This window comes from Microbispora hainanensis (assembly GCF_036186745.1).
GTDB lineage: Bacteria > Actinomycetota > Actinomycetes > Streptosporangiales > Streptosporangiaceae > Microbispora.
Window position 1 is genome coordinate 1,696,498 of sequence record NZ_CP108086.1, and the last position, 21,078, is coordinate 1,717,575.

Below are 21,078 nucleotides of genomic sequence, written 5' to 3' on the forward strand. Positions count from 1 at the left end.
CTTTGCCTCTTCAGGGTCGCTTCAGGTAGGGGAGCCCAAACTCCTGAGCGTTCCGTCAACCGATCACGGCCGGCCCCACGGGCAGGCCGATCCAGGGAGTGACCAGAGAATGAGGAAGAGGAGCATGATCCTCGCGGGGGTCATCATGACGGTGGGCCTCGGCATCGGCGGCAGCACGGCCGCGTCCGCGACCTCCACCGGTGCCCCGAAGCCGGGGGTCGTCTGCGCCGTGAAGGGTGGGCCGACGGCCGCGGAGAAGGGCAAGACCACCGTCAAAGTCGACAAGGACGGCAGGGTCTTCGTGAACGGCAAGGAGGTCTCGAAGAGTGAGCTGAAGACCCTCTGCGAGAAGCTCCCGCTGCCCGGCAAGGGCGTCGTCTGCATGGTGCACAAGAAGGGCGGCACGTTCAGAGGGGACACGATCAGAAGGGTCAAGACCAGGATCGGCAGGGTCTTCGTGGACGGCAAGGAGATCCCGAAGAACAAGCAGAGCGCTCGCTGCCAGAAGCTCCCGCTGCCCGGCAAGGGCGTCATCTGCATCGTGCACAAGAAGGGCGAGGGCGGCGGGTTCGGCACGAGCGACGAGAAGACCTACGTCGACGGCAAGCCGGTGCACGCCACGTGCCCCCTGCCCAAGAAGCCCGGTAAGGGCATGGACGACGTGCGCGCCGGGGACGACACCCCGGTGATCATCACGCCGAACTGACACACGACTCGCCGCAGGCGGTGACCATCCCATCCGAACGTCCCGCCGGCCCACCTCGCCGACGGGACGTTTCCGGCACCTCATCGGCCTGGCCGCCCGCGGCGTGATGGAGGGTCCAGCAGCCGCTCCCGCCTGAGCCGTGACAGGGCGGTGCCCGGGGTCGCGGCGCCCGGATTCCCGGACGCCGCGACCGTACGTCAGGCCGGTCGGCGAAGGTGCCGGGCGAAGAAGCGGACCGCGCTGTCGGCCTCGAACCTGGGCAGTTCCTTGTGCCTGCCCGCGTTGCCGTGCAGCGTCTTCTCCTTCGAGGCGAAGGCGTCGAACAGGGCGAGAGCGGCCTCGCGCGGGATGTGCTCGTCGTCCCACTGCATGTCGAACTCGATCGGTACGGTGATCTGCTTCGCCTTCTCGATCAGGACGTCGGGCCAGTGCTGGCCGAAGACCGCGGCCGTGATCCTGGGTTCGACCGCCACCAGCGGTACGCCGATCGCGGTGCCCATGTTGATGCCGAAGTAGCCGACCGGCCCGTCGGAGCCGATCTCCGGAAGCTCCTGGAGCGCGTCCAGTGCCGCCCGCCATTCGGGCACGGCGAGCTCCGCCAAATGGGCGTTGTAGCGGACGACGATCGGTCCTTCCGGCTCGCCCGCCGCCCTGGCCCGGAACAGCTCGGCGATCTCCTGCTCGTCGTGCGCCGTACGCGGCCGGTCGCCGTGCCCGGGCGCGTCGATGACGGCGACGTGGAAGCCGCAGACGGTCACGAGGAGGCGGGCGCGGCCGGCCATCGCCGGATGCTTCTTGTGGTTGCCGCCGCCGTGGCCCATCAGGACCAGGGGCGCGCGGCCGGTGCCGGGAGCCGGCGACCAGAGGACTCCGGGGACGTCGCCCACGGTGAAATCACGTTCGATCACGCCGTCCGAGGACGACTCGGCGGTGAACCGCAGAGAGTGCACAGGTGTTGCCTTTCGGGAGAGTCTTGGCGCTCCCGGCGACACCTACGTCGATCGCCCGGCCGTGACGGGAAGGGGGAGCACCCACGTCGTTCCTGCGTTCATGGGTCTCACCTCCTCGGCCGGTCACGGTCACCGGCACGCTACCAGGCTCGCCGATCGTCTCTCCAACCATTTTCAGCGGCCGGGGACAGAGGCGGGGCGGCCCGCGTCGAGGCGGTCACGCTGCGGCACGACGGTGTACTTGGGGTCCCTGGCCGAGGCCCGGCCCGCCGCCAGCACCCCGAACCGGGTGCACAGCGCTCCGGCCGTGATCGCCACTGCGGACAGCGCGGTGAGGGCCCGGCTCCGCCCGGCGACCGTGGCGAGCAGGCCGCCGCCGAGGGTGAGCACGCGGGAGGCCCGCATGAGCCTGCCCGCCCTGCCCGTCCGGTACGGCTCGCCGACCAGGCCGAGGCGGTGCTCCAGCAGCCCGCCGGCGACGATCTCGGCCATGGCGCCCGCCGCCGCGGCGGTGCGGGCGGGCCCCGCCAGCGCCCGGGGCGTGGTCAGCATGACGGCCGCGCCCGCCGAGGCGAGCGCGCTCCCGGCGAACAGGAACGGCAGCTCGCGCATGCCCTCGTGCCAGGCGGGGACGGCGGTGTCGGCCAGCAGGACGGCCGTGTAGGTGGCCATCGCCACGCCGCTCAGGCCGCTCGCGACCGACGCGGCGTCGCCCGCGAAGGGCAGCAGGCCGGTCACCGCGGAGCCCGCCGCGACTCCGGCCAGCCCGCTGTGGGCGGCCAGCGTCCACGAGCCGACGCTCATCGGCGAGGTGAGCTTGAACACCCGCAGCATGTTGAGGAAGCGCATCGGCCTGCCCAGCTCGGCCACGAGGAAGACGGTTCCGGCGCCCGCCCCGGCGAAGGCGGCCATGCGGGCGGCCAGCCCCAGCCGATCCCGCCCGGTGAGGCGGGCGGCCGCCGCCATCACGCCCGCCGCGCCGGACAGCCCGCCCAGATAGAGGTACGCCGGCATGTGGGGCTCGTGCCAGAGGGGCTGCTTGATGACCGGCTGGCCGTAGTAGGACCGGAACTCGGCGTCCGGCACCATCTCGTCGCGCCGCCTCGGCATCAGGTCCTCCCCACAGAAACGATCACGTCCTGCTCCGCGCCGCGTGTCACGGCCTGCTCCACACGAAGCGTCTTGTCCTGCTCCGCATGAAGCGTCTTGTCCTGCTCCGCAGGCGGTGTCACGGCTTTCTCCGTACGAACGAGACGGCCACTCCGGCGGCCACGGCGAGCGCGGCGCCGCCGGCCCAGCGCCACATCGCGGGCAGGTCGCGGGTGGTCACCACGGGATCGGGCGGCAGGCCGTACGTCTCGGGCTCGTCCAACAAGAGGAAGAAGGCACCCGTGCCGCCCACGCCGTTGTCCGGGTCCGCGCCGTACAGCCGGGCCTCGGTCGTACCCTCGGCGTGCAGCCGTTCGACCCGTTCCTCGGCCCGCTGCCGCAGCTCGTCGAGCGGCCCGAACTGGATGGACTTCGTCGGGCACGCCTTGGCGCAGGCGGGCTCCATGCCGCCGCGCAGGCGGTCGTAGCAGAGCGTGCACTTCCAGGCCCGGCCGTCGTCCTGCCTGCGGTCGATCACGCCGTACGGGCAGGCGGGCACGCAGTAGCCGCAGCCGTTGCAGACGTCGGGCTGGACGACGACGGTGTCGAACTCGGTGCGGAACAACGCGCCGGTGGGGCAGACGTCGAGGCAGGCGGCGTGGGTGCAGTGCTTGCACACGTCGGACGACATCAGCCACCGGCCGTCCTGCTCGATGAACGCGACATGCCGCCAGGTGCTCGCGCCGAGCGCGCCGGTGTTGTCGTAGGAGGTGGCCCGGAACACGAACCCGTCGTCGGGCACGTCGTTCCACTCCTTGCAGGCCACCTCGCAGGCCTTGCATCCGATGCAGATGGACGTGTCGGTGAAGAACCCCACCCGCTCAGCCATGGCGATACCTCTCGATCAGGTCGAGCAGCGCCGGGCCGCGCGGGCGGCGTCCGGGCAGGACGTCGCAGGTGCCGGCCTTGCTCTCCTGGATGTAGACGTTCGGGTCGAGCACGATCGACGGCAGGTCGTTGACGACGTCCCCGGTGATCACCCCGCCGCTGCTGTATCCCCAGTGGTACGGCATGACGATCTGGTGGACGACCTTCCCGTTGAGCCGCAGGGGCCGTACGCGGCCGGTGACGAGCACGCGCAGCTCGATCGCGGTGCGCGCGGTGACGATCGTCGCCCAGTCGCCGTTGTCCAGGCCGAGCTCCTCGGCCATCTCCCGCGACATCTCGCAGAACGCCTCCGGCTGGAGCTCCGCCAGGTACGGCAGGGGCCTGCTCATGGCGCCCGTCGTGTGGTGCTCGGTGAGCCTGCTCGTCGTGTAGACGTACGGGAACCGGGGCGACAGCGCCGGGTTGTACGGGTTCTCCGGGTGGTCGATGGTGCGGCGGGCCGGGTTGGCCTGCTGACCGTAGAGCGCGTTGCGCACGGGCGACTCGTGCGGCTCGTAGTGGGCGGGCAGCGGCCCGTCGGACAGGCCGGACGGGACGTACAGCCAGCCCCTGCCGTCCGACTGCATGATGAACGGGTCGGTGCCGGCCAGCGCGTGCTCGGCCTTGGCCCCCTCGGGCGGCACGTAGTCGGGCGCCTTGTCCTCCTCGAAGTCGGGCACGTCCGGCCCGGTCCACTTGGCGCCGTCCCAGTAGACGTACTTCTTGCGTTCGCTCCACGGGCGGCCCTGGGGGTCGGCCGAGGCGCGGTTGTAGAGGACGCGCCGGTTGGCCGGCCAGGCCCAGCCCCATTCGAGCGCGACCGGGCCCTGCTCGGTGTGGGGGGTGCGCCGGGCCGCCATGTTGACCCCGTCGGCGTACACCCCGCAGTAGATCCAGCAGCCGCAGCTCGTCGAGCCGTCGGGCTTCAGCTCACGCAGCGACGCCAGCAGGCGGCCGTCGGCGGCCCGGCCGTTGATCTCGCGCAGCACGGCCGCGGCGTCGGGGTCGCGCTGCGCGCCGACCTCCGGGTAGTCCCAGGTCAGCTCCTTGACCGGCCGGTCGATGTCGTCGTCGCCGAGCCGCTGCCTGATCCGCTTGCCGAGGTGGTAGTAGAACCACAGGTCGCTGCGGCAGTCGCCGGGCGGGTCGAGGGCCTTCTCGCGCCACTGCAGCAGCCGCTGGGTGTTGGTGAACGTGCCCTCCTTCTCCACATGGCTCGCGGCGGGCATGAAGAAGACCTCGGTGCCGATCTCCTCGGTGCGCAGCTCGCCCGTCTCGATCTCGGGCGCGTCCTTCCAGAACGTCGCGGTCTCGACCAGCACGAGGTCGCGGACCACCAGCCATTCGAGGTTGGCCAGGCCCAGCCGCTGCGCTCTGCCGTTGGCCGAGCCGACCGCCGGGTTCTCGCCCACGACGAAGTAGCCCTTGACCGTGCCGTCGATCTGGCCCATCACGGTCGCGTAGTGGCCGTGGTCGCCGGTGAGGCGCGGCAGGTAGTCGAAGCAGTAGTCGTTGGCCTCCGTCGCCGCGTCGCCCCACCACGCCTTGAGCAGGCTGACGACGTACGCCCGCCGGTTGCCCCACCAGCCGGTGTCGGCGCCCTCGCGTTCCAGGTAGTGGTCGAGGCCCTCGTGCCGGTGGGCGTGCGGCATCGCGATGTAGCCCGGCAGCAGGTTGAACAGGGTCGGGATGTCGGTGGAGCCCTGGATGCTCGCGTGGCCGCGCAGCGCCATGATGCCGCCGCCCGGCCGGCCCATGTTGCCCAGCAGGAGCTGCAGGATCGCGGCGGCCCTGATGTACTGCACCCCGACCGAGTGCTGCGTCCAGCCCACCGAGTAGACCCACGCCGTGGTCCGCTCGCGGCCCGAGTTGGCCGTGATCGCCTCGGCCAGCTCGTGGAACAGCTCGGGCGGGATGCCGCACAGCTCCTCGACCATCTCCGGCGTGTAGCGGGAGTAGTGCCGCTTGACGATCTGGTAGACGCACCGCGGGTCGGTCAGCGTCGGGTCCTGGGGCGGCGTCGCGCTCGCGCCCGCGCCGCGCGCGCCGTACGAGTCGGACCCCGCCGCCTCCGCGTGGCGCTCGTCGCCCTCGACCGGCTCCTCCTGCTCGGGCACGTCGCCCTCGTACGCCCAGCTCGACGGGTCATACCTGCCGGTCTCCTCGTCGAAGCCGGAGAACAGGCCGTCGAGGTCCTCGGTGTCGCGGAAGTCCCGGTTCACCAGCGTCGCGGCGTTCGTGTACGCGAGGACGTACTCGCGGAAGTCGAGCCCGTTCGACAGCACATAGTTGATCAGCGCGCCGAGCAGGACGATGTCAGTACCGGCCCGGATCGGCAGATACCTGTCCACGGTCGCACTCGTACGGCTGAAGCGCGGGTCGATGTGGAAGACCTTCGCGCCGCGCGCCCGCGCCTCCATCACCCACTGGTAGCCCACCGGATGGCACTCGGCCATGTTGGAGCCCTGGATGACGATGCAGTCGGCGTTGGCCAGGTCCTGCTGAGGCTGGGTCGCGCCGCCACGCCCGAAGCTGGTCCCCAGACCGGGGACGGTGGAGGAGTGTCATATGCGCGCCTGGTTCTCGACCTGGATCGCGCCGAGGGCGGTGTAGAGCTTCTTCATCAGGTAGTTCTCTTCGTTGTCGAGCGTCGCCCCGCCCAGGCTGGCGATGCCCAGAGTCCTCCTGACCTCCCGCCCCTCGTGCGTCTGCTGCCAGGTCTCGCGCCGGGTCCGCACGACCCGATCGGCGATCATGTCCATCGCGGTTTCGAGGTCGAGCGGCTCCCACTCGGTGCCGTACGGCCTGCGGTAGAGCACCGTCGTCTGACGGCCGGGGTGGGTGACGAGCTGCTTGCTGGCCGATCCCTTCGGGCACAGCCGCCCCCGCGAGATCGGCGAGGCGGGGTCGCCCTCGATCTGGGTGACCCTGCCGTCCTTGACGTAGACGAGCTGGCCGCAGCCCACCGCGCAGTAGGGGCAGACGGACCGCGCGACCGTCTCGGCGTCCTCGACGCGGGGCCGCAGGGCGTCCGTACGCGCCGAGCGCGCCGCCCGCCCTCTGCCGTCCTCTCCCTTGAGCTGCCGGATCACCGGCCAGCGGGAGAGCCATCCACCACCCACGACGCCTCTGATGCCCCGCTCATGCCGGTCTAATCACGAGATATCGCCGCGTCGCCCACCACCCGCCGGGACGTGACCGCGTGGAGGTAGCCGCGGGCGAGCGCGCGCCGCCCGGACGAACGGTGCAGCTCGCCGAGCAGCCGCCGCGTGGCCGCCTCCCCGCTCCGGTCGCCGAGCTGCCGGAAGATCGCCAGCGAGCTTTCCAGCCGGGCCGAGCCGTTCCGCCAGTCGCCCCTGGCCGCCTGGAGCCCGCCCAGGCCCTGCATCGCGTACGCCGCGCAGTGCCGGTCGCCATAGCCCTCGAAGATCGTCAGCGCCCGGCCCTGGGCGCGCATCGCCCGCCCGGTCTCGCCCGCGAGGTCGTGCAGGCGGCCGATCTGGAGCGACACGCAGCCCTCCCGGTGGGCGTCCCCGAGCTCGCGCGCCATGCGCAGCGCGCCGCCGAGCCAGTCGGCGGCGCCGTTCAGGTCGCCCGCGCTCAGGCAGCCGCGCCCGAGCGCCTGCCGCGCGTACGCCTCACCGGAGCGGTCGTCGAGCGACACGAACATCGCGAGGGCCCGGCGGAAGTGCCGGGCCGCGGCGACGTGGTCGCCCCTGAACTGGCCGACCGCGCCCAGCCCGCAGACCGACACGGCCTCGCCCCTGACGTCCCCGAGCATGCGGAAGAGCAGCCGGGAGCGGCGGAACATGCCGGCCGCCTGGGCGTACCTGTCCCGATAGAGGGCCACCTGGCCGAGCCCGCGCAGCATGGCGGCCTCCCCCGCCCGGTCTCCTGCGGCGCGGGCGGCCTCCAGGGCGACGCGGTGGGTCTCCTCCCACGCGCCGAGGTGACAGCGCAGGTCGAAGTACGGCACGAGCGCCGCCGCCAGGCCCCAGGCGGCGCCGGTCAGCCCCGCCTCCGCGGCCAGCCGTACGGCCTCGACCAGGGTCTCGTGCTCGGCGCCGAACCAGGAGACCGGATGGGCGCCGACCCGGCGCAGGGCGTCGTCGGGCAGCCGCCAGCGCCGGGCGGCGGGCGAGGTCAGGCGGAAGACCGTGGTGGGCAGGCGGGCCGTGGCGTGTTCCGCGGCGGCCGTCCAGCCCGCGACCACGCGCGCCAGCGCCGGCATGTCCAGCTCGCCCGCCTTGTCCCTGGCGTCGACGCGCAGCAGGTCGGGCAGCCGATATCGGGGCTGGCCGAGGGGATCGGTGCCCACCGGGCGCAGCAGGTTCGCGTCGACCAGCACGTCGGTCACGGCGTCGCTGCGGTGCCGGTCGAGCACCGCGTCGACCACCCAGCCGGGCAGCGGCCGGGTGCCGAGCAGTCCGAGCGCCCGGAACGTGCGCGCGGCGTCGTCGGGCAGCAGGCGATAGCTGCGGTCGAAGGACTCCCGCACCACCAGATCGCCGGCGCGCAGCTCGGCCAGCCTGACCGTCTCGTCGTCGAGCCGCCGCCGCAGCACGGCCGGGGACCAGCCGGGACGGGCGGCCAGCCGCGCCCCGGCCACCCGGATCGCGAGCGGCAGCCGGCCACAGGCCCGCACGATGGCGGCGGCCTCCTCCGGCTCCCGCTCCAGCCGCTCCGCGCCGACGATCGCCGTCAGCAGCTCCAGCGCCTCCGCCTGGGGCAGGACGTCCAGGTCGATACGGGCGGCGCCGGGCAGTTCGGTGATGCGGCGTCTGCCGGTGACGACGACGGCGCTGCCGCCGCCCGGCAGCAGCGGCCCCACCTGCGCGGCGCCCGCCGCGTCGTCGAGCACGACCAGCATCGGCCGTACGGCGAGCAGCGTGCGGTAGAGCGCGGCGCGCTCGTGAACGGTGGGCGGCAGCGGCTCCGCCGCGTCCAGCGCACGCAGTGCCTCGGCCAGCAGCTCTCCCGGCTCCGCCGGTGATCCCGCCGCGCCGTCCCGCGGGTCGGTGCCGCCGAGCGACAGGAAGAGCTGGCCGTGCGGGTACGCCTCGCGGACGGCGTGGGCGCAGCGCACCGCGAGCGCGGTCTTGCCGACGCCCGGCGGCCCGGTGACGACGGCGACCCCGCCCGGGGCGAGCGCCCGGGTCAGCGCCGCGACCTCGGCGGCCCGCCCGGTGAAGTCCACCAGGTCCGGCGGCAGCTGACGCGGCACGACGGGGTGAGCGCCGCCGCCGGAACGGGTGGCGGGCTTGATGGGCTTGACGATGAGGCCGTGCTTGGCGGGTGGTCGTGGGGGCGGCTCCCCGGCGAGCACTGCAGCGTGCGCCCGGCGCAGCTCGGGCCCCGGCCCGACGCCGAGCTCGCTCACGAGGTGTTCGCGGATCGTGCCGAAGGCGCGCAGCGCCTCACCCTGCCGTCCCGACCAGTGCAGGGCCAGCATGAGCCTGCCCCACAGGTCCTCGCGGAAAGGATGGTCGGCGAGCAGGGCGCGCAGCTCCCCGGCCGCCTCGCCGTACTCTCCGGCCGCCATCAGCAGCTCGACCAGGTCTTCCGCGGCGCGCAGCCGTGCCTGCGCGAGCCGTCCGAGCCTGCGGTCCCACAGCGGGCTGCCGGGCAGATCGGACAGCGGGACGCCCTGCCACAGCGCCAGCGCCCGTGCCAGCAGGCCGGCCGCCTCGTCCGGCCGGCCCCGCGCCCGGCGCTCCCGCGCGGCGGTCACCCGCTCCTCGAACAGCAGCAGGTCGAGCTCATGTGGCGGCAGCTCGATCGCGTACCCCGACCCGATGGCCCGGATGCGAGCCGGGGCGGGCCCGAGCTCCGCGCGCAGCGCGCTCGCGTACGTGCGGAGGTTGGCCGCGGCCGAGCGCGGCCGGTGGTCCGGCCACAGCACCTCGGCGAGCTCGTCGCCGCCGACGGTGTGGTTGGCGTGGAGGAGAAGGGTGGCCAGGAGCATGCGGGGCTTCGGCCCGCCGAGCCGTGGCGTCGTGCCCGGCAGGCGGACCTCCAGGGGACCGAGCACGCTGAACATAGGCCGATCGACTGTCATGACCGTGTTGCTCCTCGAAGGACCGGTTCGCCATGACTCGCGCAGTCTTTGTACCCAACTCTTGATGTTTTTTGTGCGGCAGATTCCGACTCTTTTGGTCATGAGACTCAAATCGCTTGTCACGGCGGGTTTCGCGCTGGTCCTGGGCCTCGCGTTCGGCACCGCCACCGCCCCGGCGGCCTCCGCAGCGGGTGCGCGCCCGAACTTCCAGATGCCGTTCCCCTGTGGCCAGACCTGGACGGGCAACTCCAGCGCGAGCAGCGCCCACCAGTCGTACGAGATCGACTTCAACCGGGGCAGCACGGCCGACGCCGACTACGGCGACACGGTCGTGGCCGCGGCGGCCGGCACCGTCGTCATCTCGGCCCACCAGGGCTCGACGAACGGCTTCGGCAACCTCATCAAGATCGACCACGGTGGCGGCTGGTTCACCTACTACGCCCACCTGAGCGTGCGCTCGGTGGGCGAGGGGGCCCACGTGAACCAGGGTCAGAAGATCGGCGAGGTCGGCAACACCAGCAAGCCGGGCAACAACATCTCCCCGCACCTGCACTACGAGGTGCGCACGAGCGACACGACCTACCCCGCCAACATCCAGAAGGCGGTGTTCAACGGGGTCACCTTCGGCTACCCCGCGCAGACCGTGACCTCGCAGAACTGCGGCGGCGGATCGACCAACCCATACACCCCGCAGGAGGTCTGCGGCAGCGGCTACTCGGTGATCGACTCGGCCGGCCTCGGCTCGGCGGGCACCGTCTATCTGCTCTACAACTCCGGCAACGGCTACAACTGCGTCGTCACGTTGAAGAAGACCTCGCTGGGCACGCCCACCGCGACCACCGCCTACCTGGAGGTCAAGGGCAAGAGCCGGGTGACCGACTCGGGCAACTTCGGCTACTACGCCGGACCGGTGCGCGCCTCGGCCGCCGGCACCTGCGTCAAGTGGGGCGGCAAGGCGGGCTCGAACACCTACGACAGCCCCTTCGAGCACTGCGGCTGATCCCCATGACCGCATCCCCGATCGTCCGCGCGCCCCGATGTGCGGCCCTGACCGCCGCGGGCGTCGTGACGCTCCTGCTGTGCCTGGCCGGGCTCGTCCCGGCCGGGCCTGCCTCAGCCGGACCCGCCTCAGCCGGGCCTGCCTCGGCCGGGCCTGCCTCGGCCGCCGAGGGCCCGCTCGCCACCGCCTTCACGCAGGCGGCGGCGGCCCACGGCGTCCCCCGCGACCTGCTCGTCGCGCTCGCCTACGCCGAGACCCACCTCGACGGCCACGGCGGCAGGCCGAGCGCGAGCGGCGGCTACGGCGTGGCGCACCTGGTCAGCAACCCCACGCTGCACACCCTGGAGGAGGCGGCAAAGCTCACCGGAGCGCCGGTCGCCTCGCTCAAGGCCGATGACACGGCCAACGTGGCGGGCGCGGCGGCCGTCCTGCGGGCCAGGGCCGACGCCCTGGGCCTGGACGCCGCCGCCCGCGCCGACTCCGACCGCTGGTACACCGCCGTCGCGCGCTACGGCGGGGCGAGCACGCCCGAGGTCGCCCGGCTGTACGCCGACGCCGTCTACGACCTGCTGTCGGCCGGGTTCACCGCGCGGACGCCGGCGGGCGAGACGATCACGGTGGCCGCCCGTCCGGCGCATCCCGACCGGGGAGCCCTCGCGAACGCCCGCGACCTCGGCCTGCCGGAGAACAACCGCACGCTCGCCGCGGCGGCCGTCGACTACCCCGGCGCGACGTGGGTGGCCGCCAGCAGCGCCAACTACGCCGTGTCCGACCGGCCGGCGAGCGACTCCATCGACCGCATCGTCATCCACGTCACCCAGGGCTCGTACGCCGGGACGATCTCCTGGTTCCAGAACCCCGCCGCACAGGTGTCCGCGCACTACGTCGTACGGTCGTCCGACGGCGCGATCACCCAGATGGTGCGGGAGAAGGACCGGGCCTGGCACGCGGGCAACTCCGACTACAACCACCACTCCGTCGGCATCGAGCACGAGGGATACGTCGACAACGCGTCGTGGTTCACCGACGCGATGTACCGCTCCTCGGCCGCCCTCGTGCGCTCCATCGCCGCGCGGTACGGCATCCCCACCGACCGGTCGCACATCGTGGGGCACTCCCAGGTCCCCGGCACCGACCACACCGATCCCGGGCCCAACTGGAACTGGACCACGTACATGCAGTACGTCACGGGCGGCGGCGGCACCGGGAACCCGTACACGCCGGAGCAGGTGTGCGGCGACGGTTACTCGGTGATCGACTCGGCCGGCCTCGGCACGGCGGGCACCGTCTATCTGCTCTACAACTCCGGCAACGGCTACAACTGCGTCGTCACGTTGAAGAAGACCTCGCTGGGCACGCCCACCGCGACCACCGCGTACCTGGAGGTCCAGGGCAAGAGCCGGGTGACCGACTCGGGCAACTTCGGCTACTACGCCGGGCCGGTACGGGCGGCAGCGGCGGACAAGTGCGTTAAATGGGGTGGCAAGGCGGGCTCGAACACCTACGACAGCCCCTTCGAGCACTGCGGCTGACCTTTTCCGGCATCGGTTCGTGATCCGGGGCCTCCGCGCGCCGCACTGCGCGGGGGCCCTCCGGTGCTGGTGCGGAGATCTGCGAAAGCATGGGCTGTGGGGTGTAGAGGCCGCAGGGAGGGCATTAAGGCCCTGATGCAGCCCGCTCCGCGGGCGATCCGTGCCCGCGGAACCACCCTCACGCAGAGGACGTCGATGAACGACCAGCCGCCCGAGTGGGCGAGAAATCTTGAGAAGGCGGCGATCGAGGCGGCCAGGGCCGTCGAACGCGCCGGCCGGGCACTCGGCAAGGCGGTGGAGCAGGCGGGGCGCACCGCCAAGGCCCAGGCCGCGATGGCGGCGGCCTACCAGGCCGACCTGGAAACGCTGGAAAAGGTGCTGCGGGGCCTCCCCGCGGAGCAGGTCAGGGACATCTCGGCCGCCGCGGCGGTGGTCACGGCGACCGCCGACCGGGTGCTGTCCCAGACGCCGAAGGACGACCTCTGAACCTGGCTCCGGCCCCGACGCGGCGGGACACGGACGTTCGCGAACCGGCAGTGGGTCCGCGGCCTTTGCGGCTCGGGTCAGATGGTCGGCCTGGTGGCCGGGCGTTCACCATCCTTCCCAGTGCAGGACCTGGTCACGTGGGATGCGGCGCGCGGGTTTGAAGTCGGTGCCGATCGTGTAGGCGAGCGGGATGAACGCGGCGAGCATGACCTCGTCGTAGGGGACGCCCAGGGTGGCGGCGAGCTCGCGTTCGAGGGGTCCCTGGGCGGTGGTCCATGTGGTGCCGAGGCCGCGGGCGCGGGCGGCGAGCATGAAGCTCCAGGTCGCGGGCAGGATGGATCCCCATGTGCCGGATTGGACGGCCGCCGAGGCGTGATCGGTGCGTCCTTCGATGGCGGGGATGACGAACGCCGGGACGCGGTGGATGTTGTCGGTCAGGTGCCGTAGCCCCTCGAACACGCCCTGGGTGGAGCGCGGAGCGTGGTTCATGCGGCGGAGGTCGTGTTCGTTCAGTGGTTGGCCCTCCGCGACGGCGAGCGCGCGGCGGAAGATGTCGCCCACCTTGCGGCGCAGGCACGGCTCGGTGACCACGATGAAGTGCCAGCGTTGCCGGTTGCGTCCGGTGGGTGCTTGGGTGGCCAGGTCGATGCATTCCTCGATGAGCTCGCGCGGGACGGGCCGGTCGAAGTCGAGCCGCTTGCGGACGGCCCGGGTGGTGGACAGCAGTTCGTCGGGGGTCAGGTTGAGGGTCATCGTCATGCTCCTCATGCGCGTGTGGAGGTCGGTGCGGTGGTCGCCGGTTCGCCGGCCGCGGGTTCGACGCCGGCTCGCAGGCCGAGGCAGGCGATGAGCACGCCGAGCAGCGAGAAGGATCCGGCGGTAAGGAACGCCGCTGCGCACAGCAGGATCAGGGCCGCCGCCGCCCGGCGGTCGGAACGCATCACCAGAGCCCTCCGTCTTTGAGCAGATGATCTACAGCAAGACGAAACCGTATTCTCACAAACAATCTGCTGTCAAACAATCGCCTGACAGATGGCCCTGGTAGCCTCGGACGGGTCGACAATGCAGGAGACCCATGCCTTCCAAGCCCGCCCGGCCGGCGTACTTCCCGACGCTGGCGGCCGAACGCCCGGACATCGCGATGTGCCGCGCCTCGGCGTACCTGGCCCGCGCCGCCGACGCCCACGCCACCCGGCACGGCCTCGGCGTCGGCCAGCACCTGGTGCTGAAGATGCTCGACGCCGTCGGCCCTTGCTCCCAGCAGGCGCTCAGCGAGGAACTGCGGATCGACCGCAGTGTCATGGTGAACGTGTGCGACGACCTGGAGCAGTCCGGATTCGTCCGCCGCGAACGCAACCCCGACGATCGCCGCTCTTACGCCGTCACCATCACCGACAAGGGCCGCGAACGCCTCGCCGAGGCCGAGAGCACCGTCTCCTCCTACCTGGAAGAAGCATTCGCCCCTCTCACCACCGGCGAACGCGCCCAGCTCACTGCCCTGGTCTGCAAGCTCATGCAGCTCTGATCTCGGGGCAGGCGCGAACGATGCGTTGGTCGTCTCCGATCGTTCCCCGGCCCGTGAACGATGCGGCGGAGGGTGGAGCGGCCGACGCCGTACTGCATGGCGAGGTGATGCTCATCATCTTCCGGCGCATTCCGGCCGCCTCCCTGGAGGACCGGCGGCCGAGCGGCACGCCGATATCCACAGCCTGTGGATGACCGTCCGGAGCTGCGGTTTTCGGCACCCCTGATGTGAGGCGCACCGTAGGAAGCCCGGCGGCGCCCCTCATGGTGACCGCACCACCCGGCTTCTAGCGTCAATCCGCATGAACAGCACCGAAATCGGAGGAATCGCCGGGTGGGCGATGGAGCATCGACGAGCCGGCCAGGACCCGCGCCGGCATCGTGAGCGCGGTCGGCCAGGAGCGGCGCAGGATCGAACGCGACCTGCACGACGGCGTGCAGCAGCGGCTGGTCGCCCTCGCCGTGCTGATCGGGCGGGCCCGGCGCGGGCGGAGTCCCCAGCTCCTCGACGACCTGCTTCATCAGGCCCACGAGGAGGCGCAGGAGGCCCTGCGCGAGCTGCGCGAGGTCGCCTGGCGGGTCTACCCGGCCGAGCTCGACACGCTCGGGCTGCGCGAGTCCCTGTCCGCCGTCGCCGAGCGGGCCGGGATACCCGTCACGGTCGCGTACGGCCTCGCCGCCCGCCCGCCCGGCGAGGTGGAGACGGCGGTCTACTTCGTCGTGCGGGAGGCCATGACGAACGCCGCCAAGCATGCGGCGGCGGGGCAGGTGCGGGTGGAGATCGTGGAGGACGGCGACACGATCGTCGTGCGGGTGCGCGACGACGGGCGGGGCGGCGCCGACCCCGGCGGTGGCGGCCTGTCCGGGCTGGCCCGCAGGGTCGCCGCGCTGGACGGCCGGTTCCAGGTGGACAGTCCGCCCGGCGGCCCGACCATCGTGAGCGCGGAACTCCCCCGCGAATGACCCCGGCCCGGCCGCCCCCTCCCAATGGGCTCGTCCAGCCCCTCCCGACCAGCTCCCCCACCACCCACCCCGCAGGGACAGCGATCAGCTGTCGCCGGCGTACGCGCGTCGCGTGGCCGTCTCGTTCAGACCGGTGGCTGTTCGCCGTGCGGCGTTATCGTCGGCGACATGACCGATCGATCGCTCGCTTGGGACAACGCGGCCCTTCTAAGGAACCTCTAAAGGTGGCTGAAACCACGCCAGAGGCCGCGATGTTTGCGTTGTCGCCAGGACGCCGGTAATCGTCCGGCGCGCTTCGTGGACGAAAGGCATCACGATGGTGAAACGCACACGACTGGTCGTGGCCGCGATCACGCTCACCACGCTGGCCGCGAGCGGTACGGCCGCGGCGGCCGGTCCGGCCCCGACACCCGGCGCGGTGAAATCCGACGACGCGACGATCAAGCCAGGCGCGAGGGCCGGGGCGGATGCGGACGCCGATCTGGCCGCGATCGCGGCGAAGGTCGGGGTGACGACCGAGCGGCTCGACGCCGCGCTGGTCGCGGCCAAGACGACGCCGGCCGGCTCGGCCGACCTCACGCCGGATGCCTTCGTCGCGGCGGTCGCGGCCGGCCTGGAACTGCCGGTCTCGCAGGTTCGGGATGCTCTGGGACCGATCGTCGCCAAGCCCGCATCCGGTGGCGACAATCAGGGCAAGCCTGACAGCGCGGGCCCAAAGGCCCAAGATGGTTCGCAGGACTCGCCGTTCACCACCGACGCCGCGGCGGCGTCTTTGGCCGCGGCGCTCGGTGTCGGTCAAGCCAAGGCCAAGGCCGCTCTGGCCGCTCTGGTGGCGTCGGACAGAGTCCGCCCGACGTCCAGGGATTTCGGTGACATCGCCGCCTCGCTCGGGGTGGGCTCCGACCGGCTCGAAGCCGCGTTACGCGACCTGAAGCGGTCACTGAGCCAGGGCTGACAGCCACCGCGTCTCACACAACTGCGGCATCGAGGGTGAGGATGGGCGACCATGCGGATACTCGTGGTGGACGACGACCCGGCTGTGCGGCGGTCCCTGGAGCATGCGTTGCGCCGGGACGGCTATGACGTGTCATCCGCCGCCGATGGGGCGTCCGCCCTCGCCGAGCACGGCGTGTTCCGCCCGGACGCGGTGGTGCTCGACGTCCTCATGCCCGAACCGAACGGGCTGGAGGTGTGCCGGGCGCTGCGCACGGGCGGGCACGACACGCCGATCCTGATGCTCACAGCCCGCGACCTGGTCGTCGACCGGGTCGCCGGGCTCGACGCGGGGGCCGACGACTACCTGACCAAGCCCTTCGCCTTGGAGGAGCTGCGGGCCCGGCTGAGAGCCCTGCTCCGGCGCAGCGGCGCCAGGGCCGAAGTGCTGCGCTTCGCCGACGTCGACCTGGACGTCAGCGGCTGCAGGGCCGAGCGCGCCGGCCGGCGCCTGGATCTGACCAAGACGGAGTTGTCCCTGCTGGAGCTGTTCCTGCGCAACCCCGGCCGGGTGCTGAGCCGGACCCAGATCTTCGAGTCCGTCTGGGGCTACGACTTCGGCCCCGAGTCGAACGCGCTGTGGGTGTACATCAGCTACCTGCGAAGCAAGCTCGAAGCGGACGGCGGCAGCAGATTGATCCAGACGGTGCGCGGCCTGGGGTATGTCCTGCGCGAGGAACCATGAACCTGCGCACCCGGCTGGCCATCGCCGGCGGTTCCGTGGTCGCGGGCGCCCTGGTGCTCGTGTCGGTGGTCCTCTATCCGGCCGTGAACGCCAACCTTCGCGGCCAGATCGACAGCGCGCTCGTCGCGGCCGCCGACCGGGCACCGAGCGTGGCCGCGGCCATCAAGGCCAAGTTCAGGGACGCCAACGGAGAGCCGGGCTTCCCGACTGCTCCGCTGGCGATCGGAAGCACCCAGCTGCAGATCGTGCCGGACCCGGTCCGGATCGGGCCGTCGACGGAGTTCGTCGACCTCACCGCCCGCGACGTCGCCGTCGCGGACGGCACCTCCGGCGCCTACTTCCGTGACGCGGCCTACGACGGAGTCGTCTACCGGGTCTACACGGCCCGGCTGCCGGACACACCAGGAACGCTCGTACGCACGGCCATCCCGGAATCCGATCCCGCGCCCACGCTACGCGAACTCGCCTGGCTGCTCGCCGGCTCGACGGTGGCCGCCGGACTCCTGGCGGCACTGGCCTCACGTTTGGCGGCACGTCGCGTCCTGCGCCCGGTGCACCAGCTCACCGAGACCGTCGAGCTGATCCGCACGACCGGCGACCTGTCCATCCCGATCCCCGCCGACGGCCGGGATGAGATCGGCCGGCTCGGCTCGGCGTTCGCGGCGATGACCGCCGCCCTGGACGAATCGGTCGGTGCCCAGCGCCGCCTGGTGGCCGACGCCTCGCACGAACTGCGCACACCGCTGACGAGCCTGACGGTGAACCTCGAACTGCTGTCGGAGAACCTGGCCGACGCGCAGGCCCCGCTCCTCGCCGCCGAAGCGCTCGGCCAGGCCGGCGAACTCAAGACGTTGGTCAACGACCTGATCGACCTGGCCCGCTACGGCCAGGCGCCGTTCCACACGGAAGACGTCCGCCTCGACCTCGTCGCCGAACGCGTCGCGGCCCGGGCGGCGCACCGGGCCCCGCGGATCGGATTCGAGCTGACCTGCGCGCCCACTCTCGTCCACGGAGACCCCGACGCCCTGGAACGCGCCGTCGCGAACCTCGTCGACAACGCCGTGAAGTGGAGCCCGCCCGACGGCCGGATCAAGATCAGCGTCAAGGCGGGCACCCTCGAGGTCGCGGACACCGGCCCGGGGATTCCCGACAGCGATCTCGAATTCGTCTTCGACCGCTTCTACCGATCACCCGCGGCCCGCGCGCACCCTGGCTCCGGGCTGGGCCTGGCCATCGTCCGGCAGGTCGCCGAGGCTCACGGCGGTACGGCCGAAGCCGTGCCGTGTGAAAGGGGCGCGTTACTGCGGCTGACCCTGCCGACGTGTGCCGAGCAGGCGGAGCCCTAGGCACCCCCGGGGGGATGCCCAGGGAGTGCCCGGGGCTCCTTGCAGTCGGCGGAGATCGTGGGCACCCGCAGCCTCGGGCCTGCCTGAAGGTCCGAACGCCGTACAGGCGCTAACCGAGGTGCCGCGCGAAGAACCGCAGCGAGCTGCCGGTCTCGAACTCGGGGATCTCCCCATGGCCGCCGGGATTGGCGTGCAGCGTCTTGTCGGCCGGCCCCAGAGCGTCGAACAGCGCCAGGGCCCGGTCTCGCGGCACCCTGTCGTCGTCCCACTGGAGCAGGAACCGGACCGGAACGGTGACCCGGGCGGCGTCCTCGGCCAGCCCGTCCACGCCCAGCAGGCCCAGCACCGCCGCGCGGACCCGGGGCTCCGCTGCGACGAAGGGCACGCCGAGCCCGCAGCCCATCGACATGCCGAAGTAGCCCACAGGGCCGGTGCCGACGACGTCGAGCTTCTGCGCCACGGTCACGACCGCCTGCCATTCCGGCACGGCGTGACCGGCCAGGAACGTGTGCATGGTGGCGAGATGCGGGGCGACGTCCTCACCCGCGGCCATGCCGGCCCGCAATCCGGCCGCGACCCGGGCGAACTCCTCTGTTTTCGGCCGGTCGCCATGGTTGGGCGCGTCGACCGCGACCACCGCGAAGCCGCCCTCGGCGACGAAGCGGCGGGCGCGCTCCACGACGCCGGGGGCCTTCTTGTGCTGCCCGCCGCCGTGGCCCATCAGGATCAGGGGACGAGCCCCGGCGGCGCCTTCCGGTGTCCACAGCACACCGGGGATCTCGCCGAGGAAGAACTGCTGTTCGGTGACGCCGTCCGACGACGTCCGAGAAATGAAACGCAACGCGTTACACGCCTTTCGGGATGCCTTCTGCGGGCGCTCCCTAGACCATGCGACGGAGGGAGCCCCGACCTGACACAGCGTTGATCGGTCTCACCTCCTCGGGTCGCGGCAATGCACGGCGACGCAGAACGTATCACCAGAACGCGCAGAGCTCCCAGTGGTTTATCACCGGGGGCTCTGCGCGGTCTCCGCGTCGGCGGGGCCGACGCGTGGCCAGGGTCAGCGCGTGGCCGGGGTCAGTGCCGGACTCTCAGCGCCGGACTGGTCAGCACGGGGCGTGTCAGCGTCGGGCCGGTCAGCACCGGGCCGGTCAGCGCGGAACTGGTCAGCGCGGAACTGGTCAGCGCGGAACTGGTCAGCGCGGAACTGGTCAGCCACCGGGCCGGTCAGCGCGGAACTGGTCTGCGCCGGTCCGCCTCGGAGTGGTCAGCGTCGTGCGGCGTCACCCGTGAGGTCCGCGCGCTTGACGGCGGCGACCACCGAGACCCAGGCCATCGCGACGAGCACGCCGACGCACAGGGTGAGGGAACCGGCCCGCCCGCCGGACATGGCCCACCCGTTGCCCAGCAGGAGAGCCAGGCCGGCGAGCCGGGAGGCCACCGCATGCCGGGCCCGCCCGGCGCGGGTGAAGTGCCGGCCGAGCACGAAGCAGGCCGCGATGAGCGAGGTGAAGGCCACCGAGCCGGCCGCCATGTGCAGCATCGCGTGCCAGCTCATCCCGGCCGGGGCACCCAGCGGGGTGCCCGCGGGGAAGCCGTCGCCCGGGTCCATGCTGAAGACCCCGGCCGCCGCGAGCCCGGCGCCCTCGACGAGCAGCAGCCTGGGCGCCCACGTCCCTCCGGGCGTGCCGCGCATGACCCGGCGCAGTCCGATCGCCCCGGCGACCGTCAGGACGGCGGTGATCCAGAAGTTGGCGATCTGCAGCCACCCGAGGTCGCCGGTGCTGAGCATGCTCAGCGGGTGACGGAGCAGGTCGAACCCCTCGCGGGTGAACGCCTGCGTCAGCGAGACGATCCCGAAGACGGGCGTGGTGAGCGCGGCGCAGGTGAGCAGCGCACGCGTCGATCCCGTGGAGCCCGCCAGGCTCGTGGCACCCGTCGCCCCCGCCGCGCCCGACGAGCCCGGGGTGCCCGATGCGGAGCGCCGTGCGGCCTGCCGCCCGATGAGCCGAGACGTCGGCCGAGAGGTGAGCTGAGAGGTGAGCTGGGTCGTGGGCTGGGCGGTGTCCTGCGTGGCGGTCATGGCCGTTCCCTTCTTCGGTGTCCCGGCCGGGGGTTGGCTCGTCCGGCCTTCGGTGTCCTGGCCGGGGTGGTGTCCGGCCTCGCTCACGCGTCGAACGGCGGCGGCGCGATTCGACCATCCGCGCCCGCTCCCGCCGCCCGGCCGCCCTTCAACCCCGCCCACCTGCGATAACGGTCGCGAATGCGCATTCCCTGTCACATGCGCATTCCCTGTCACATCGAGGCGTCGGCCCAGGTCACGGCGTGCCAGGATCGGAGCCTGTCGATTCCGGCCCGGCCCGTACGACGTGGAGGTGACGGCAGGGACCGGCGAACGGCCCGGCCGGCCACAGGACCAGAGAAAGAAGGAGAACGACGATGCGGTTTCTGATGACCACCAAGGGCGGCTCCCGCACCCCGGACGCGGCGATGATGGCCGAGATGGGCGCCTTCATCGAGGAGATGACCCGGGCCGGCGTGCTGCTCGCCACGGGTGGGCTGGAGCCGGGCGGGGTGCGGATGGTCTCCTCCGGGGGCGAGATCACCGTGACGGACGGCCCCTTCACGGAGGCGAAGGAGGCGATCGTCAGCTTCGCCCTGGTCGAGGCGCGCTCCCGTGAGGAGGCCGTGGAGCTGGCCCGCCGCTTCTGGAAGATCGTCGGTGACGGCGAGGGCTTGATCCAGCAGGTGTTCGGCCCCGAAGACGCCCCCGGAGACGCCCCCGGAGACGCCCCCGAGGACGGCCCCCGCTGACACCC

19 protein-coding genes are annotated in these 21,078 nt (G+C 72.1%); 10 read left to right on the forward strand and 9 right to left on the reverse strand.

Annotation, left to right across the window (positions count from 1 at the left end):
- Positions 1-109 precede the first annotated feature (109 nt).
- Positions 110-706, forward strand: coding sequence for a hypothetical protein (locus OHB01_RS07735; RefSeq protein WP_147943056.1), 597 nt, complete (start codon positions 110-112; stop codon positions 704-706).
- Positions 707-903: 197 nt separating this feature from the next.
- On the opposite strand, the gene OHB01_RS07740 is transcribed toward OHB01_RS07735, so the two are convergent.
- From OHB01_RS07740 to OHB01_RS07760, 5 genes are all read right to left on the reverse strand, one after another.
- A complete protein-coding gene (locus tag OHB01_RS07740) occupies positions 904-1,656 on the reverse strand; it encodes an alpha/beta hydrolase (protein ID WP_142649396.1) in 753 nt (250 codons plus the stop codon).
- A 174-nt stretch (positions 1,657-1,830) separates the two neighbouring features.
- The gene (gene nrfD / locus OHB01_RS07745; RefSeq protein ID WP_328855150.1) at positions 1,831-2,766 is read right to left on the reverse strand and encodes an NrfD/PsrC family molybdoenzyme membrane anchor subunit; all 936 of its coding nucleotides are present in this window, start codon (positions 2,764-2,766) and stop codon (positions 1,831-1,833) included.
- 118 nt (positions 2,767-2,884) lie between these two features.
- Positions 2,885-3,634, reverse strand: coding sequence for a 4Fe-4S dicluster domain-containing protein (locus OHB01_RS07750; protein WP_328855151.1), 750 nt, complete (start codon positions 3,632-3,634; stop codon positions 2,885-2,887).
- Positions 3,627-6,794 carry a formate dehydrogenase gene (gene fdh, locus OHB01_RS07755; RefSeq protein ID WP_328708970.1) on the reverse strand — a complete coding sequence of 1,056 codons (3,168 nt, stop codon included), beginning with the start codon at positions 6,792-6,794 and terminating at the stop codon, positions 3,627-3,629. Before fdh ends, OHB01_RS07750 begins: the two co-directional genes overlap by 8 nt.
- Positions 6,795-6,823: 29 nt before the next feature.
- The gene (locus OHB01_RS07760; RefSeq protein ID WP_328855152.1) at positions 6,824-9,730 is read right to left on the reverse strand and encodes an AfsR/SARP family transcriptional regulator; all 2,907 of its coding nucleotides are present in this window, start codon (positions 9,728-9,730) and stop codon (positions 6,824-6,826) included.
- A 100-nt stretch (positions 9,731-9,830) separates the two neighbouring features.
- Between OHB01_RS07760 and OHB01_RS07765 the strand changes: the two genes are divergently transcribed.
- The 3 genes from OHB01_RS07765 to OHB01_RS07775 all read left to right on the forward strand — a co-directional run bounded on the left by OHB01_RS07765 (position 9,831) and on the right by OHB01_RS07775 (position 12,748).
- A complete protein-coding gene (locus OHB01_RS07765; protein WP_328855153.1) occupies positions 9,831-10,730 on the forward strand; it encodes a M23 family metallopeptidase in 900 nt (299 codons plus the stop codon).
- Between the two features lie 5 nt (positions 10,731-10,735).
- The gene (locus tag OHB01_RS07770; protein WP_328855154.1) at positions 10,736-12,262 is read left to right on the forward strand and encodes a peptidoglycan recognition family protein; all 1,527 of its coding nucleotides are present in this window, start codon (positions 10,736-10,738) and stop codon (positions 12,260-12,262) included.
- 195 nt (positions 12,263-12,457) lie between these two features.
- Positions 12,458-12,748 carry a hypothetical protein gene (locus OHB01_RS07775; RefSeq protein WP_142649402.1) on the forward strand — a complete coding sequence of 97 codons (291 nt, stop codon included), beginning with the start codon at positions 12,458-12,460 and terminating at the stop codon, positions 12,746-12,748.
- A gap of 105 nt (positions 12,749-12,853) precedes the next feature.
- Here the strand turns inward: OHB01_RS07775 and OHB01_RS07780 are convergent, their stop codons facing one another.
- Complete coding sequence (locus OHB01_RS07780) at positions 12,854-13,501, reverse strand: nitroreductase family protein (protein ID WP_142649403.1); 648 nt, start codon at positions 13,499-13,501, stop codon at positions 12,854-12,856.
- An 11-nt stretch (positions 13,502-13,512) separates the two neighbouring features.
- The gene (locus OHB01_RS07785) at positions 13,513-13,692 is read right to left on the reverse strand and encodes a hypothetical protein (protein WP_142649404.1); all 180 of its coding nucleotides are present in this window, start codon (positions 13,690-13,692) and stop codon (positions 13,513-13,515) included.
- 131 nt (positions 13,693-13,823) lie between these two features.
- Between OHB01_RS07785 and OHB01_RS07790 the strand changes: the two genes are divergently transcribed.
- From OHB01_RS07790 to OHB01_RS07810, 5 genes are all read left to right on the forward strand, one after another.
- Positions 13,824-14,273, forward strand: a complete 450-nt coding sequence (locus OHB01_RS07790; RefSeq protein ID WP_142649405.1) for a MarR family winged helix-turn-helix transcriptional regulator — start codon at positions 13,824-13,826, stop codon at positions 14,271-14,273.
- A 380-nt stretch (positions 14,274-14,653) separates the two neighbouring features.
- Positions 14,654-15,235: a sensor histidine kinase gene (locus tag OHB01_RS07795; RefSeq protein ID WP_328855155.1), complete on the forward strand. Its 582-nt coding sequence runs from the start codon at positions 14,654-14,656 to the stop codon at positions 15,233-15,235.
- A gap of 340 nt (positions 15,236-15,575) precedes the next feature.
- The gene (locus OHB01_RS07800; RefSeq protein WP_168066186.1) at positions 15,576-16,190 is read left to right on the forward strand and encodes a hypothetical protein; all 615 of its coding nucleotides are present in this window, start codon (positions 15,576-15,578) and stop codon (positions 16,188-16,190) included.
- Between the two features lie 51 nt (positions 16,191-16,241).
- Positions 16,242-16,913, forward strand: coding sequence for a response regulator transcription factor (locus OHB01_RS07805; RefSeq protein ID WP_142649408.1), 672 nt, complete (start codon positions 16,242-16,244; stop codon positions 16,911-16,913).
- Positions 16,910-18,259: a HAMP domain-containing sensor histidine kinase gene (locus tag OHB01_RS07810; RefSeq protein ID WP_328855156.1), complete on the forward strand. Its 1,350-nt coding sequence runs from the start codon at positions 16,910-16,912 to the stop codon at positions 18,257-18,259. Before OHB01_RS07805 ends, OHB01_RS07810 begins: the two co-directional genes overlap by 4 nt.
- Before the next feature lie 109 nt (positions 18,260-18,368).
- Here OHB01_RS07810 and OHB01_RS07815 read toward each other — a convergent pair whose 3' ends face one another.
- Positions 18,369-19,100 (reverse strand): dienelactone hydrolase family protein, encoded by a 732-nt coding sequence (locus OHB01_RS07815; protein WP_147943048.1) that lies wholly within the window; start codon positions 19,098-19,100, stop codon positions 18,369-18,371.
- 426 nt (positions 19,101-19,526) lie between these two features.
- The gene (locus OHB01_RS07820) at positions 19,527-20,342 is read right to left on the reverse strand and encodes a DUF998 domain-containing protein (RefSeq protein WP_142649411.1); all 816 of its coding nucleotides are present in this window, start codon (positions 20,340-20,342) and stop codon (positions 19,527-19,529) included.
- 356 nt (positions 20,343-20,698) lie between these two features.
- Here OHB01_RS07820 and OHB01_RS07825 point away from each other — a divergent pair, with 356 nt between their 5' ends.
- Complete coding sequence (locus OHB01_RS07825) at positions 20,699-21,073, forward strand: YciI family protein (RefSeq protein WP_142649412.1); 375 nt, start codon at positions 20,699-20,701, stop codon at positions 21,071-21,073.
- Positions 21,074-21,078 lie beyond the last annotated feature (5 nt).

What these genes read in the sequence shown, in the direction of transcription:
- OHB01_RS07735 (WP_147943056.1), top strand. Translation starts at nt 110, where the DNA reads ATGAGGAAGAGGAGCATGATCCTCGCGGGGGTCATCATGACGGTGGGC.
- nrfD (WP_328855150.1), bottom strand. Translation starts at nt 2,766, where the DNA reads ATGCCGAGGCGGCGCGACGAGATGGTGCCGGACGCCGAGTTCCGGTCC.
- OHB01_RS07750 (WP_328855151.1), bottom strand. Translation starts at nt 3,634, where the DNA reads ATGGCTGAGCGGGTGGGGTTCTTCACCGACACGTCCATCTGCATCGGA.
- OHB01_RS07760 (WP_328855152.1), bottom strand. Translation starts at nt 9,730, where the DNA reads ATGACAGTCGATCGGCCTATGTTCAGCGTGCTCGGTCCCCTGGAGGTC.
- OHB01_RS07765 (WP_328855153.1), top strand. Translation starts at nt 9,831, where the DNA reads ATGAGACTCAAATCGCTTGTCACGGCGGGTTTCGCGCTGGTCCTGGGC.
- OHB01_RS07770 (WP_328855154.1), top strand. Translation starts at nt 10,736, where the DNA reads ATGACCGCATCCCCGATCGTCCGCGCGCCCCGATGTGCGGCCCTGACC.
- OHB01_RS07775 (WP_142649402.1), top strand. Translation starts at nt 12,458, where the DNA reads ATGAACGACCAGCCGCCCGAGTGGGCGAGAAATCTTGAGAAGGCGGCG.
- OHB01_RS07780 (WP_142649403.1), bottom strand. Translation starts at nt 13,501, where the DNA reads ATGACCCTCAACCTGACCCCCGACGAACTGCTGTCCACCACCCGGGCC.
- OHB01_RS07790 (WP_142649405.1), top strand. Translation starts at nt 13,824, where the DNA reads ATGCCTTCCAAGCCCGCCCGGCCGGCGTACTTCCCGACGCTGGCGGCC.
- OHB01_RS07805 (WP_142649408.1), top strand. Translation starts at nt 16,242, where the DNA reads ATGCGGATACTCGTGGTGGACGACGACCCGGCTGTGCGGCGGTCCCTG.
- OHB01_RS07810 (WP_328855156.1), top strand. Translation starts at nt 16,910, where the DNA reads ATGAACCTGCGCACCCGGCTGGCCATCGCCGGCGGTTCCGTGGTCGCG.
- OHB01_RS07820 (WP_142649411.1), bottom strand. Translation starts at nt 20,342, where the DNA reads ATGACCGCCACGCAGGACACCGCCCAGCCCACGACCCAGCTCACCTCT.
- OHB01_RS07825 (WP_142649412.1), top strand. Translation starts at nt 20,699, where the DNA reads ATGCGGTTTCTGATGACCACCAAGGGCGGCTCCCGCACCCCGGACGCG.